The sequence below is a fragment of the Modestobacter sp. SYSU DS0657 genome (assembly GCF_054050925.1).
Genome location: NZ_JBJHAG010000003.1, coordinates 72,867 through 86,590, shown reverse-complemented (window position 1 = coordinate 86,590; position 13,724 = coordinate 72,867). Strand labels below are relative to the sequence as shown.

Here is a 13,724-nt window from a genome sequence, read left to right as displayed (position 1 = left end):
ACCGTCCGGATGGCCGAAGATCATGAATGACAGAGGCGCCACCGCGCCGACACCGCTCGCACGAGGAGCCGTCATGACGTCAGGACCGCAGGACCCGCAGCAGGGTGGCTGGGGCCCGCCGCCCGGACAGGGCCCGGAGGGCCAGGGCTCGCCGGAGCAGGGGCAGGGCGGCTGGGGCGCGCCCGGCCAGGGTCAGCAGGGCGGCTGGGGTGCGCCCGGCCAGGGTCAGCAGGGCGGCTGGGGTGCGCCCGGCCAGGGCGGCCAGCCGCAGTACGGCTCCTACGGCCAAGGGGGTGGCTACCCGGCCGCGCCCGGGGGCTGGGACGCCGGCGCCCCGGTCGAGCAGCAGCCCCAGCCCAGCACCGTCCGGTTCGGCCTCGGTGCCTTCCTGGCCAGCGCGCTGATCAACCTCATCAGCCTGCTGATCAGCTTCACCGACCTCGACGAGGCCCGGCGCGTGGCCGCCGAGGAGTCGGGTCTCACCCCCGAGCAGGTCGACGCGGTCGTCACCGGGACGATCGTGGTCACGCTGGTGCTGATCGCGGCGTTCCTGCTCGTCATCTGGTTCGCCTGGCAGGGCCACAACTGGGCGCGCATCGTGCTGTTCGTGCTCGGCGGGATCAACGTGCTGTTCGGGCTGCTGGGCGCGGGCGTCGGCCTGAGCTTCCTGGGCCTGTTCCACCTGGTGCTGTTGGTCGTCGGCATCGTGCTGCTGGCCAACAAGCAGTCCAGCGAGTGGTACCGGTCGGAGACCAGGCGGCGGGCGCTCCGCTGACGCCGGGCGCCGCCCCGGGCACTTCCCGGGGCGGCGCCGGGCGTCCGGTGCTCAGCCCTGCCGGCGTGCCGCCGGCAGCAGCCAGTCGGTCGTCGTGCGGACGAGCAGGCTGGTGGCCGCCGCCGCGCACAGCACCACGAGGAGCAGCGCGAACGGGCTCAGCCCACCGGCGGTGACCACCGAGACCAGGGTCAGCGCGCCGAGGAATAGCACGCCCAGCAGGCCGATCCAGCGGGCCCACGGCCGTCGCCGGGGCAGGAACAGGGCGGCCGCGCCGCAGAGCAGCCCCACGAGCACGTCCCGGGCCAGACCGATGAGCACGAACTGCTCCACCTCCGACCGGGCGAGGTCCGGCTGGGCGTCGAGGAAGCCGTCGACGATGGTGTCCCGCACCGCCCAGGTGACCACACCGCTGAGGAGCAGCAGCACCGACAGCGCGGCCAGCAGGCCGACGGCCACCTTGACCGACGCCGGCATCAGCGGGCGGTCGGCGGAGGTGCCTGCGGAACGGGACGGTGGGTCGGCGCTCACCCGGTCAGCCTGGCACGCCGGGACCACCACGAGCCGCTGACCTCCCGGTGCAGCGGTCGTCAGGATGCGATGCTCGACGACCAGTGCCCCCCGACGACCGGATCGGGCCCGCGCCGCAGCACCGCAGAGGAGAACCCGTGAAGGCCACCGGGCCGACCCGACCCGCCGCACGACCCGCCGCACGACCCGCCGTACGACCACGGGCCGGTGCCCTCGCCGCGGCCCTGGTCGGCGGCCTGCTGGTCCTGGCGACCGCCTGCAGCACCGAGGACGGCGACGATGGCGGCCCGGCCGCCGCCGGCGGTGCCTCCGCGGCGACCACCTCCGCGGCGACCAGCTCCGCGGCCACGACCTCTGAGTCGGCCGGCGCGCCCACCGGCGCCTCCGCCGGTACGCCCGTGGGGCCGGCCTGCGCCGGCCTGCCGGCCGAGGGCCCGGGCAGCGTGCCGGCCAGCGCCGGCCTGCCCGCGGCCACCGCGATCAGCCAGAGCCCGCTGCTGACCACCCTGACCCAGGCGGTCGTGACCGCCAACCTCGTCGACGTCCTCAACACCCGGCAGGAGGTCACCGTGCTCGCGCCGGCCGACGCCGCCTTCGGTGCGCTCGGCCCGGACGCGCTCCCGCAGCTGCAGGCCGACGTCCCGCGGCTCACCGCACTGCTCACCCACCACGTGCTGCCGGGCCGGCTCGGACCGGACGAGCTGGCCGGCGAGCACACCACGCTCCTCGGTGACCAGGTCACGATCACCGGCAGCGGTGCGGAGGTGTCGGTGGCGGCGGAGGAGACGGTGGCCGGGGCGGCACCGGCGACCCTGCTGTGCGGGCCGCTGCAGACGGCGAACGCGACCGTCTACGTCATCGACCAGGTGCTCGCACCGGCTCAGTAGGGTCGGGCCCCATGGACAAGGACCCCGTTCCCCCCCACCCCTCGTCCCTCGGGCCGGGCCCCTGGAACGGGGCCACCCACCCCGACCGCGACCGGCTGCTGGAGCTCGTCGTCGAGCTCGCGGTCGTCCGCGGGAAGGTCACGCTCTCCTCCGGTCGGGAGGCCGACTGGTACGTCGACCTGCGCCGGGTGACGCTCCACCACGAGGCGGCCCCGCTCGTCGGCCGGGTGATGCGCCAGCTCACCGGCGACCTGCGCTACGACGTCGTCGGCGGGCTCACGCTGGGCGCCGACCCGGTCGCCACCGCGATGCTGCACGCGGCCGCGGCCGGCGAGGGCTTCCTCGACGCCTGCGTCGTGCGCAAGCAGGGCAAGGCGCACGGTCTGCAGCGGCGGATCGAGGGCCCCGACGTCGCCGGCCGGACGGTGCTCGCGGTGGAGGACACCTCCACCACCGGTGGCAGCGTGCTGCAGGCGGTCGAGGCCTTGCAGGAGGCCGGTGCCGAGGTGGTCGGGGTGGCCGTGGTCGTCGACCGCGGGGCGCGCGCGGCGGTCGAGGCGGCCGGGCTGGAGTACCGCGCGGCGTTCGAGCTCGCCGACCTCGGCCTGGGCTGATCCGGTCCCGCCCGCCCGTGTGACCTGGAGATCACCCGGGCGCGGTCCAGTGGGATGCTGACCGGCGAGCAGGAGCCGCTGGTCCCGACGTCAGGAGAGCACCGCATGCCCATCGCGACCCCCGAGGTCTACGCCGACATGATCAGCCGGGCCAAGGAGGGCGGCTTCGCCTACCCGGCGATCAACTGCACCTCCTCGGAGACGATCAACGCCGCGCTGCGCGGGTTCGCCGACGCCGGCAGCGACGGGATCATCCAGTTCTCCACCGGTGGCGCGGAGTTCGGCTCCGGCACCCGGGTCAAGGACATGGTCACCGGCGCCGTCGCGCTGGCCGAGTTCGCCCACGTGGTGGCCGAGCGCTACCCGATCAACGTCGCGCTGCACACCGACCACTGCCCCAAGGACAAGCTCGACAGCTACGTCCGCCCGCTCATCGCCATCTCGCAGGACCGGGTCGACGCGGGCCAGGCGCCGCTGTTCCAGTCGCACATGTGGGACGGCTCGGCGATCGAGCTGACCGAGAACCTGGAGATCGCCCAGGAGCTCATCGAGAAGTGCGCCGCCGCCAAGATCGTGCTCGAGGTGGAGATCGGCGTCGTCGGCGGCGAGGAGGACGGCGTCGCCCACGAGATCAACGAGAAGCTCTACACCGCCGACGGCGACTTCGTCCGCACCGCCGAGGCGCTCGGGCTCGGGGAGAAGGGCGTCTACCTGCTGGCGGCGACCTTCGGGAACGTGCACGGCGTGTACAAGCCGGGCAACGTCAAGCTCCGCCCCGACGTGCTGCAGCGGGGCCAGGCGGTCGTCGCGGAGCAGTTCGGCCTCGGCGATGCCAAGCCGTTCAACCTGGTCTTCCACGGCGGCTCCGGCTCGGACCTGTCCGACATCCGTGAGGCGATCTCCTACGGCGTGGTGAAGATGAACGTCGACACGGACACCCAGTACGCGCTGACCCGGGCCATCGCCGGCCACATGTTCAGCAACTACGACGGCGTGCTGAAGGTCGACGGCGAGGTCGGCGTGAAGAAGATGTACGACCCCCGCACCTACATGAAGCTCGCCGAGGCGAGCATGGCCGACCGGATCGTGCAGGCCTGCGAGGACCTCCTGTCCGCCGGCCAGTCGCAGGCGGCCTGACATGTCGCACTCCCACCGCAACCTGCTCGGCGAGCCACCGGCCACCCTGCTGCCCGTCGACCCCGGCACCGAGGCGCTGGCCAGCGGCGTCGACCCGGCGGGGGTCGCGGCCACGCACCCCACCTCCAGCGCGGCCTGGGCGGCGCTGGCCGAGGGCGCCCTGGGTGCCGGCCGGACGATCGAGGCCTACGCCTACGCCCGCACCGGCTACCACCGCGGGCTGGACGCGCTGCGCCGCAACGGCTGGAAGGGCTTCGGCCCGGTGCCGTGGTCGCACGAGCCCAACCGAGGGTTCCTGCGCTGCGTCACCGTGCTCGCCGCCGCGGCCGAGCGGATCGGCGAGGTCGACGAGCAGCAGCGCTGCACCGAGCTGCTGCGCGACTGCGACCCGACGCTCGTCCCCTGACGCCTCCTCGTTGATCATGGGCGACCGGTCCGCCCGGACGGCGTGTCGGGCAGCCGTCCGCCGATGATCAACAGGGGGCTGGCCGACCTCGACGGATCCGGATCTTGATCGTCCCGATGCCGGGACCGCAGGGTCTCGTTAGCGTCTGGCTCCCGGTCGGCGCCAACGGGCGCCGCCTCGAAGGGAGGGGCTGGTCATGGCCACGTTGCTCTGGATCCTGGCAGTCGTGCTCGTCATCGCGGGGATCGTCGCGATCGTGCGCAAGCAGCTGCTGTGGGGGATCGTGCTCATCGTCGTCGGGCTGCTGGTCGGCCCAGGAGGCGTGAGCGTCTTCACCAACTGAACGAGGCCCGGGGGTCCTGCTGGACCCCCGGGCCGTTCCCTCAGGTCACCAGGACGGCCCGGTCGCGGACCCGGCCGGCGCCGAGGCCGCCGCAGGGGCGGACCGGGTGCCCTGCACGGCCGTCTCCGCGGGGATCATGTCGGTCATCGGCGTCGGCGTGCCCGCGCGTCGTGTCGCCCCGCCGTTCACCGGTGATCGACCCGGCGGCCTCCGTCACTCCCGGCGCAATGACTCCGTCAGGCGGGACAGCTCGTCGCCGCCGGCGACCAGACGGGTGAGGACGTCGACGTCCACGTCGTCCCGGGTGAGGTCGCCGGCGACCCGGCCGCCGCCCAGCAGCAGGAACCGGTCGCCCACGAGGTGGGCGTACTGCGGGCTGTGCGTCACGAAGAGCACCGCCAGCCCGTCCTCCCGCGCGGCGACGACGGCCTGCAGCACCAGGGCGCGCTGGGTGACCGTCATCGGCGCCGTCGGCTCGTCGATCACCAGCACGCGGGCGCCGAAGTGCAGGGCGCGGGCGATCGCCAGGCTCTGCCGCTCACCGGCCTGCAGTGCGCTGGCCGCCTGGTCGGCGTCCAGGCCGGTGACCCCGACCCGGGCCATCGCCCGCGTGGTGATCTCCTCGGCCCGCCCGACGTCGAGCCGGCGGAACGGCCACACGCCACGGGTGGGCTCGGCGCCGAGGAAGAAGTTCCGCCACACCGACATCAGCGGCGCGATCGCCAGGTCCTGCCAGACGGTGGCGATCCCCTGCGCGCGGGCCTGCTGCGGGGAGCGGAGCCGCACCGGGCGGCCGTCGATCAGCAGCTCGCCCTCCGCCGGCTGCTCCATGCCGGAGAGGACGGCGACGAGCGTCGACTTCCCCGAGCCGTTCTCCCCGAGCACGCACGTCACCTCGCCGCGCCGCAGCGTCAGCGACACCCGGGACAGCGCCGGCACGCTGCCGAAGCGGACGGTGACGCCGCGCAGCTCCAGCACGGGCGTCCCGGCCTCGCCCGCGGGCTGGTCATCGGGGTCGGCCGGCCCCGTCCACACGCTGCTCACGACCGCGGCACCGCCCGCAGCCGCCGCCGCACCACGCCGTTGACCAGCAGGGCGACCAGCAGCAGCACCCCGAGGAAGGCCTCGAACAACCGCGGGTCCCAGCCGGAGAGACCGATGCCCTCGCGGGCGACGGCGTAGAGCAGCGCGCCCAGCGAGGCGCCGACGGTCGAGCCGTAGCCGCCGGTGAGCAGGCAGCCCCCGATCACCGCGACCACGATGAACTCGATCTCCGTGCCCAGGGCCGGGGTCACCTGCACCGCACCCAGCCGCACCAGGCCCAGGGTGCCGATCAGCCAGCCGGCCGCGGCGGTGCCCAGGAACAGCAGCACGGTGGTGCGCCCCACGGGCACGCCCAGCTCGCGGGCCGGCCGGGGCGCCCCGCCGCTGGCGAAGACGGCGTTGCCGAACCGCGTGCGCCACAGCAGCCAGGTGGTGACGGCGGTGGCGGCCAGCCACCAGAGCACCGAGACCGGGAACCGTCCGTCCCCGAGCTGCGCCGTCGACCCGAACACCGCGTGCGCGGAGTCCCACCCGGACGCCCCGCGGAGGCCGCCGACCCGGGGTGCGCCGGCGACCGCGGCGGCGACCGCCTGGGCGGCGCCGGAGAGGATGAGGAACGTCGCCAGGGTGACCAGGAAGCTCGGCAACCCGGTGCTCACCACGAGCAGCCCGTTGACCGCTCCCACCAGCAGGGCGGCGACCAGGGACAGCAGCAGGGCGGGCCAGACGCCCAGCCCCAGCTCGGTGACCAGCAGGGCGGCCAGCAGGCTGCTGCCCACCGCGACCACGCCGATCGACAGGTCGAACTGCCCCGCCACCAGCAGCAGGGCGACCGCGACGCCGCCGATCCCCAGCGGAGCGGCGATCTCGAGCACGGAGGCCAGGCCGCCGGAGGAGAGCAGCGCCGGGGACTGGATCCCGAAGAACAGGGTCAGCAGGGCGACGCCGACCAGCGCGCTGACGCCCGGGCGGGCGAGGAGGCGGTCGAACATCCGGCGGCCGCGCGAGCGGGGCACGACCTCGACGGGTGGGCCGAACGCCAGCGGACGGTCCGGGGTCACCGGCAGGGACCGGTCGGGCGACGGGACGACGGCAGCACGACCTCCTCGGGCGGGGCGGTGCCCCCAGTGTCCACCACCGTCCCGGCCCCGCTGCAGGGATCCCACCCTGACGGGTGGCGCGGCAGCGGGGGTCTCCCGTCAGGGGCGCAGCAGCCAGCGGACCCGGTCGTCGCCGTACCAGGTCCACTTCGTGACCTCGCGGTCGAAGGGCACCCCGTCGCGGGTCACCTGCGCCGGCGCGCTGGCCACCTGCAGCGCCCGCCCGGTGGTCCGGCGCACCGGGCGCAGCGGCACCGTGACCACGGCGACGGAGATCCGGTCCAGCGCCGTCCAGTCCGGCCGGACGTCGATCCGGGTGATCGGCCCGTCGGCCACCCGCTGGTCGTCGTGGTACGCCTGCGCGCCGAGCCGCCGGGCCAGGGCGCGGCGCGGCGCACCGAAGGCGGTGACGCGGCCGTGCCACAGGAGCACGCCGCCGTGGTCGTCCCGGACCAGCGGCAGCTCCCGCTCGGTGCCGGAGCCGACGCCGAGCGCACGGGCCAGCCCCCGGGACGCGGCGTCGTCGGCCGGTTCCCAGGCGACCGGGACGGCGGGCAGCCGCTCCTTGCGCCAGAGCCGGGCCAGCACCGCAGCGAGCGCGGGGACCGGGCCCAGCACACGCACCTCCTCGGCGTCGTCGACGACCGAGGCGACGTGCCGGCGGGACGGCGGCTGCGTGGCCGCCAGACCGCGCAGGTCGAGCTGGGTCACGGGCATGCCGATACCCTGCCACCTGGCCAACCGGTTCCTGCCGGTGTCGATGTGACGAGGAGACCGACCCGATGCCCGCAGTCGTGCTGATCGGCGCCCAGTGGGGCGACGAGGGCAAGGGGAAGGCGACGGACCTGCTGGGCGGGCGCGTCCCCTACGTCGTCCGCTACCAGGGCGGCAACAACGCCGGGCACACCGTGATCACCCCGGACGGCGAGAAGTACGCCCTGCACCTGATCCCGTCGGGCATCCTCACCCCGGGCTGCACGCCGGTCATCGGCAACGGCGTGGTCATCGACCCCGAGGTGCTCATCGGCGAGCTCGCCGGCCTGGAGGAGCGCGGCGTCGACACCTCGCGTCTGGTGATCTCCGCCGACGCGCACCTGATCATGCCGCACCACCGCGCGCTGGACCGGGTCACCGAGCGGTTCCTCGGGAAGCGGAAGATCGGGACCACCGGCCGCGGCATCGGCCCGGCCTACGGCGACAAGGTCGCCCGCAACGGCATCCGCGTGGCCGACCTGCTCGACCTCTCCATCCTCCGGCAGAAGCTCGAGGGCACCTTGACGGAGAAGAACCAGGTCCTGGTCAAGGTCTACAACCGCAAGGCGATCGACGTCGACGAGGTGGTGGAGGAGTACGCCGGGTACGCCGAGCAGCTCAAGCACCGCATCGCCGACACCCGCCTGCTGCTGGGCAAGGCCCTGGACGCCGGCGAGTGGGTGCTGCTGGAGGGCTCGCAGGGCACCCTGCTCGACGTCGACCACGGCACCTATCCGTTCGTCACCTCGTCCAACCCGACCGCCGGCGGCGCGGCCGTGGGCGCCGGCGTCGGCCCCACCCGGATCGAGCGCGTGGTGGGCATCCTCAAGGCGTACACGACCCGCGTGGGCTCCGGTCCGTTCCCCACCGAGCTGCACGACCAGTGGGGCGAGTACCTGCGCAAGCACGGCGGCGAGGTCGGCGTGACCACCGGCCGCGACCGGCGCTGCGGCTGGTTCGACGCCGTCGTCGCCCGGTACGCCAGCCGGGTCAACGGGATCACCGACTACTTCCTCACCAAGCTCGACGTCCTCTCCGGGCTGGAGACGGTGCCGATCTGCGTCGCCTACGACGTCGACGGCGTCCGGCACGACGAGATGCCGATGACGCAGACCGACTTCCACCACGCGAAGCCGATCTACGAGGAGATGCCCGGCTGGTTCGAGGACATCACCGCCTGCCGCACCTTCGGCGACCTGCCGGCCAACGCGCAGGCCTACGTCCGGCGGCTGGAGGAGCTCTCCGGGGCGCGGATCAGCGTCATCGGCGTGGGCCCGGGCCGCGACCAGAACGTGGTGATCCACGACCTGATCGAGTAAGGACCCCGCTGCCCCCACCGCTCGCACGCTCGCGGTGGGCCCCTGCGGCGGGGCCGGGGCTCAGCGACGGGGGCGGACGGGGGCCAGCGCCTCGGCGGTCAGCTCGGCGCGGGCCCGGAACGCGGTCTCCGGGGCGTCGCTGATCACGCCGTCGCAGCCCAGGGCGAACAGCAACCGGGCCTCGGTCTGCGCGTCGCCCAGGCCGTGCGGGTCGCTGCCGGAGCGCAGGTGTCGGGGGAGGAAGAGGTTCTCCGGCCGCAGCGTCCACGGTGTGACGGTCAGGCCGGCCCGGTGCGCCTGGCTGACCAGGTCGGACACGCCGTTGAGCGACCCGTCGGCGCCGTGCAGCAGGATCCGGCCCTTGTGCGGGGCGATCCCCTGCGCGTAGGTGGAGATCTCGCGCAGGCCGGCGGGGGTGACCATGGCGTCCTGCACGCCCTCCTCGTCGACCAGCTGCACCAGGGTCGGGCCGCCGCTGCCGAGGTCGGCCCGCAGCTCGCGGAGCGCCGTCGACTCGAACGCCATCACGACGACCGGGCCGTCGGGGCGCGCGGCGTCCAGGCGGCGCAGCTCGGCGGCGAGCAGCTCGGTCATCGGCAGCCCCTGGGCGGCGAACCACGCGGGGTGCTTCAGCTCGGCCTGGACCTGGACCTGCCGGTCGGGCGTCGACCGGCGCCGGACCAGCTCCACGACGTCGGCCAGGGTGAGCACGCCGAAGCGGCCGTCGTAGGCGGTGTTCAGCGGCCGCACCGCCGGCAGCCGCTCGATCGCCCGCAGGCTGCGCAGCTCGGGCAGGGTGAAGTCCTGCACGAACCAGCCGGTCTGCTCCTCGCCGTCGACGTCCGCGGTGCGCCGCCGGCCGGCGAACTCCGGGCGGTCGGCGACGTCGGTGGAGCGGGAGAGCTCGGCGTCGTGCCGGGCGATGAGGACGCCGTCGCGGGAGACGACGAGGTCGGGCTCGACCCGGTCAGCGCCCAGGTCGATGGCGAGCTCGTAGCTGGCCGCGGTGTGCTCGGGGCGGTAGCTGGGCGCACCGCGGTGGCCGATCACCACGGGGGAGGAGATCCGTCGGGACGAGGGAGCGGCCCGCAGGCCGGTCTCGGACATGACCCCAGGGAAGCCCAGCCCGCCGTCCGGCGGGTGAACGTGCGCCGACCCCATGGGGACGAATCGGAGGACAAGCGCCTGAGCTGCAGGTCGGCGTCACCCGTGTGAGTGAAGTCTCAGCCCCGGGTGTGTCGGGCACGACCGATCCGCTCGTGCCCGCGGGCTGCCGCACCGGCCGGGTGGCGCGGGTGGACCGCGGGGACCGCCCGGCTGCGGGCGCTGCGCCGGTCGGCACGCACCCGCACCGCGCGCTGAACCCGCTCGGTAGGTTCTGCGTCGTGCGCGTGCTCGTGATCGGCTCCGGTGCCCGGGAGCACGCCCTGTGCGTGGCTCTGCAGTCCGACCCCGCCGTCACGGCGCTGGCCTGTGCGCCGGGCAACGCCGGCACCGCGGTGATCGCCGACCCGCTGCCGGTCGACGTCGCCGACCCGGTCGCGGTCGCGGCGCTGGCCCAGCAGTGGGGTGCCGAGCTGGTCGTCGTCGGCCCGGAGGTGCCGCTGGTGGCCGGCGCGGCCGACGCCGTGCGCGAGGCGGGGATCGCCTGCTTCGGACCGTCGGCGCAGGCCGCGCAGATCGAGGCGTCCAAGGCGTTCGCCAAGCACGTGATGGCCGCCGCCGGCGTGCCCACCGCCCGGTCGTGGCCGGTGGGTGGCGTCGCGGAACTGGAGACGGCGTTGGACGAGGTCGCCTCCGCCGGTGCCACGCCGTTCGTGGTCAAGGACGACGGGCTGGCGGCCGGCAAGGGCGTGCTGGTCACCCCGGACCGGGACGCCGCCCTGGCCCACGGCCGCGCGGTGCTCGACGCCGGCGGTGCGGTGCTGGTCGAGGAGTACCTGGACGGCCCCGAGGTGTCGCTGTTCGCCGTCACCGACGGCACCACGGTGGTGCCGCTGCTGCCGGCGCAGGACCACAAGCGCCGCGACGACGGCGACGGCGGGCCCAACACCGGCGGGATGGGCGCCTACGCGCCGCTGCCCTGGGCGCCGGCCGGGCTGGTCGAAGAGGTGCTGCGCACCGTGCTGCAGCCCACCGTCGACGAGCTGCGCCGTCGCGGTGAGCCGTTCAGCGGGCTGCTCTACGCCGGGCTGGCGCTGACCTCGGCCGGCGTGCGGGTGGTCGAGTTCAACGCCCGCTTCGGCGACCCCGAGACCCAGGTCGTGCTGCCGCTGCTGGAGACCCCGCTCGCCGGGCTGCTGCACGCCGCGGCCACCGGCACGCTGGCCGACCACCCGCCGCTGCGCTGGCGCGAGGGCGCCGCGGTCACCGTCGTCGTCGCGGCGTCGGGCTACCCGGAGCGGCCGCGCACCGGGGACCCCATCACCGGGGTCGACGGCGAGGGCGTGCTGCACGCCGGCACCGCCGCCGGGCCCGACGGCGCGGTCCGCTCGGCCGGCGGCCGGGTGCTCGCGGTCACCGCCGTCGGCGAGGACCTGGCTGCCGCCCGGCAGACCGCCTACGAGCGGGTGGCCGGCGTCCGGCTGGCCGGCGCGCACTGGCGCACCGACATCGCCCTGGCCGCCGTGGAGGGCCGCATCCGCTAGGTCGGTTCGACGGCCTGCCTGCAGGGGCCGCGGTGAGCGAGCGGATCGTGGGGGCAGGCAGGTCCTTCGTCAGTCCAGGCAGAACTCGTTGCCCTCGGGGTCGGCCAGCACGATGAAGCCGGCCTCCATCGGGGGTTCGGGCTCGACGCGACGCAGCCGCGTCGCGCCGAGGGCGACCAGCCGGGCGCACTCGGCCTCCAGCGCCGCCGTCCGCGCCGCTCCCTGCAGCCCGGGAGCCGCACGGACGTCCAGGTGGACCCGGTTCTTGACGGTCTTCCCCTCCGGCACCTGCTGGAAGAACAGCCGTGGGCCCTGCCCCTCCGGGTCCTCGATGGCCGACCGCGCGTCGCGCTGCTCCGCCGGGACGCCGAGCCGGGCGAGGACGTCGTCCCAGGCGGCGAGCGGGTCGGCGCCCTCGGGCAGGTCGACCCCGGGCGGAGCCGGGTGGACGTAGCCCAGCACCTCGCGCCAGAAGGACGACAGCGCCCGCGGGTCGGACGCGTCGAACGTCACCTGGACCTGGCGGCTCATCGGGGCCCTTCGTTCGTGGCGGCGCGCGTGCTTGACGGGGGACACCAGATCACCCCGACGTGCCCGGGGGAAGGGATCAGTGCGCGGCTCACTCGGCGCGGACCAGCCGGCGGGCGCGGCGGGTGTCCGGCTGCGGCGGTCGGGGGCCCTCGTGCCGGCGGGACAGGTAGGTGCCGGCCACGTTGCCGCAGGCGATCACCGGCACGGCGATCAGCGCGCCGAAGATGCCGCCGACGAGCAACCCGGCCGCGATGCCCAGCACCACCGCCAGCGGGTGCACCGACACGGCCCGGCCGAGCAGCAGCGGCTGGAGCACGTGCCCCTCCAGCTGCATGACCACGACGATGATGCCGAGGGTCACCAGCGCCTGGATCGGGCCGAGCGCCACCAGCGTGACCAGGACCGAGACGGTGCCGGCGAGGAACGACCCGATGATCGGGATGAACGCGCCGAGGAAGACCAGCGCGGCCAGCGGCACCACCAGCGGCGCACCCATGACCAGCAGGCCGATGCCGATGAACACCGCGTCGAAGGCGGCGACGGCGACGGTGGCCCGGACGTAGGAGATCAGGGTGCGCCAGGACCGGCGGGCGGCCTCGTCCAGGTAGGCCTGCGAGTTGGTGGGCGCCAGGCCGACCAGCCACAGCCAGATCTGGCGGCCGTCGAGCAGGAAGAAGAACAGCGTGAACAGGGTCAGCAGGATGCCGGCGAGCACCTCGCCGACCGTCGCCGCGGTGGTCAGCGCCCCGCTGGTGAGCACGTCCCGGTTGGCGACGATCGCCTCCTGCGCGCTGTCGAGCGCGTCGTTGATCTGCGCCTGGGAGATCGGGAAGGTGTCGACGGCGAAGTCGCGCACCTGCTCGATCCCCTGGCCCACCTGCTCGGCGAGGTCGTCGTACCCGGCCATGAACTCCTCGACGACCAGCGTGATGATCCCGGCCACCACCCCCAGGCCGACCACCATCATGGTCAGCGCGGCCAGGGACGTCGGCCAGCCCCGCCGGCGCAGCCACGCGGCGCCGGGCTGCAGCAGCGCGGCCAGCAGCAGCGCCACGAACACCGGCACCAGGACGACGGCCACGTACCCGGCGGCGCGCAGCAGCAGGTAGCCGGCCGCGACCACGACGATCGCCCGCCACGACCACGCGGCGGCGATGCGCAGCCCGTTGGGCACCTCGCGGTCGGCGGCGACCGGCGCCTCCGGGGCGAGCAGGCTGCCCCGGCTGCGGTCGCGGCCGGCAGCCGGCGGCGGACCGCCGGGGCGGGGTGGTCCGCTGACGCCGCCGGGCACGTCGACGTCGGGGGCGGCGGGGTGCGGGCTGCCCGCGGGGCCGGGGTCGCTCCCGGCGGCGCCGTCCTGGTCCGGCCGCCGGTTCGGGTGGCCGGCGGACCGGGTGCCCACGGCGGCGTCCGGCTCGGGGGCCGGGTGGCCCTCGACGTGGTCGACGACGGCGCGGGTGCCGTCGTCGAGCACCAGCACCGTCCCGTCGGGCCAGGCGTAGGGGTCGCGCTCGGCAGCGGCCCGGAGGTGCTCCCGGGCGCGGGAGACCGCGCGGGCGGCCCGCTTCAGCATGGTTCCTCCGAGGGGATGCGCGGGCCGGCCGGCCGGTGCGGGAGGATGTCCCCGTGCCACGAC

The 13,724-nt window shown here is 75.0% G+C and carries 15 protein-coding genes; 8 read left to right on the top strand and 7 right to left on the bottom strand.

All coding sequences use genetic code 11. The features are described 5' to 3' along the window. Positions 1-73 precede the first annotated feature (73 nt). Entirely contained in the window at positions 74-775 is a 702-nt protein-coding gene (locus tag ACI79A_RS03125) for a hypothetical protein (RefSeq protein WP_457079827.1), read from the top strand. 51 nt (positions 776-826) lie between these two features. On the opposite strand, the gene ACI79A_RS03120 is transcribed toward ACI79A_RS03125, so the two are convergent. Further along, positions 827-1,306, bottom strand: coding sequence for a hypothetical protein (locus ACI79A_RS03120; RefSeq protein WP_457079825.1), 480 nt, complete (start codon positions 1,304-1,306; stop codon positions 827-829). A gap of 137 nt (positions 1,307-1,443) precedes the next feature. Here ACI79A_RS03120 and ACI79A_RS03115 point away from each other — a divergent pair, with 137 nt between their 5' ends. The 5 genes from ACI79A_RS03115 to ACI79A_RS03095 all read left to right on the top strand — a co-directional run bounded on the left by ACI79A_RS03115 (position 1,444) and on the right by ACI79A_RS03095 (position 4,693). Then, positions 1,444-2,193: a fasciclin domain-containing protein gene (locus ACI79A_RS03115; protein WP_457079823.1), complete on the top strand. Its 750-nt coding sequence runs from the start codon at positions 1,444-1,446 to the stop codon at positions 2,191-2,193. An 11-nt stretch (positions 2,194-2,204) separates the two neighbouring features. Next, complete coding sequence (pyrE, locus tag ACI79A_RS03110) at positions 2,205-2,807, top strand: orotate phosphoribosyltransferase (protein ID WP_457079821.1); 603 nt, start codon at positions 2,205-2,207, stop codon at positions 2,805-2,807. 105 nt (positions 2,808-2,912) lie between these two features. Continuing rightward, positions 2,913-3,944, top strand: a complete 1,032-nt coding sequence (gene fbaA, locus ACI79A_RS03105; RefSeq protein ID WP_457079819.1) for a class II fructose-bisphosphate aldolase — start codon at positions 2,913-2,915, stop codon at positions 3,942-3,944. A 1-nt stretch (position 3,945) separates the two neighbouring features. After that, a complete protein-coding gene (locus ACI79A_RS03100; protein ID WP_457079817.1) occupies positions 3,946-4,350 on the top strand; it encodes a DUF3151 domain-containing protein in 405 nt (134 codons plus the stop codon). A 196-nt stretch (positions 4,351-4,546) separates the two neighbouring features. Further along, the gene (locus tag ACI79A_RS03095) at positions 4,547-4,693 is read left to right on the top strand and encodes a GPGG-motif small membrane protein (protein WP_457079815.1); all 147 of its coding nucleotides are present in this window, start codon (positions 4,547-4,549) and stop codon (positions 4,691-4,693) included. 213 nt (positions 4,694-4,906) lie between these two features. Here the strand turns inward: ACI79A_RS03095 and ACI79A_RS03090 are convergent, their stop codons facing one another. The 3 genes from ACI79A_RS03090 to ACI79A_RS03080 all read right to left on the bottom strand — a co-directional run bounded on the left by ACI79A_RS03090 (position 4,907) and on the right by ACI79A_RS03080 (position 7,554). Further along, complete coding sequence (locus ACI79A_RS03090) at positions 4,907-5,737, bottom strand: ATP-binding cassette domain-containing protein (protein ID WP_457079813.1); 831 nt, start codon at positions 5,735-5,737, stop codon at positions 4,907-4,909. Further along, positions 5,734-6,798 (bottom strand): ABC transporter permease, encoded by a 1,065-nt coding sequence (locus tag ACI79A_RS03085; RefSeq protein ID WP_457079811.1) that lies wholly within the window; start codon positions 6,796-6,798, stop codon positions 5,734-5,736. Before ACI79A_RS03085 ends, ACI79A_RS03090 begins: the two co-directional genes overlap by 4 nt. A 138-nt stretch (positions 6,799-6,936) precedes the next feature. After that, complete coding sequence (locus tag ACI79A_RS03080; protein ID WP_457079808.1) at positions 6,937-7,554, bottom strand: hypothetical protein; 618 nt, start codon at positions 7,552-7,554, stop codon at positions 6,937-6,939. Positions 7,555-7,619: 65 nt separating this feature from the next. Here ACI79A_RS03080 and ACI79A_RS03075 point away from each other — a divergent pair, with 65 nt between their 5' ends. Continuing rightward, the gene (locus ACI79A_RS03075) at positions 7,620-8,909 is read left to right on the top strand and encodes an adenylosuccinate synthase (protein ID WP_457079806.1); all 1,290 of its coding nucleotides are present in this window, start codon (positions 7,620-7,622) and stop codon (positions 8,907-8,909) included. A gap of 60 nt (positions 8,910-8,969) precedes the next feature. Here ACI79A_RS03075 and ACI79A_RS03070 read toward each other — a convergent pair whose 3' ends face one another. Beyond that, on the bottom strand, positions 8,970-10,016 hold the full coding sequence (locus tag ACI79A_RS03070) for a glycerophosphodiester phosphodiesterase family protein (RefSeq protein WP_457079804.1): 1,047 nt from the start codon (positions 10,014-10,016) through the stop codon (positions 8,970-8,972). Between the two features lie 278 nt (positions 10,017-10,294). Here ACI79A_RS03070 and purD point away from each other — a divergent pair, with 278 nt between their 5' ends. Then, positions 10,295-11,557: a phosphoribosylamine--glycine ligase gene (purD, locus tag ACI79A_RS03065; RefSeq protein ID WP_457079802.1), complete on the top strand. Its 1,263-nt coding sequence runs from the start codon at positions 10,295-10,297 to the stop codon at positions 11,555-11,557. Between the two features lie 69 nt (positions 11,558-11,626). Here the strand turns inward: purD and ACI79A_RS03060 are convergent, their stop codons facing one another. Together ACI79A_RS03060 and ACI79A_RS03055 are read right to left on the bottom strand one after the other, a co-directional pair. After that, complete coding sequence (locus ACI79A_RS03060; RefSeq protein WP_457079800.1) at positions 11,627-12,088, bottom strand: VOC family protein; 462 nt, start codon at positions 12,086-12,088, stop codon at positions 11,627-11,629. 88 nt (positions 12,089-12,176) lie between these two features. Next, on the bottom strand, positions 12,177-13,661 hold the full coding sequence (locus ACI79A_RS03055) for an AI-2E family transporter (protein ID WP_457079798.1): 1,485 nt from the start codon (positions 13,659-13,661) through the stop codon (positions 12,177-12,179). Positions 13,662-13,724: the final 63 nt, after the last annotated feature.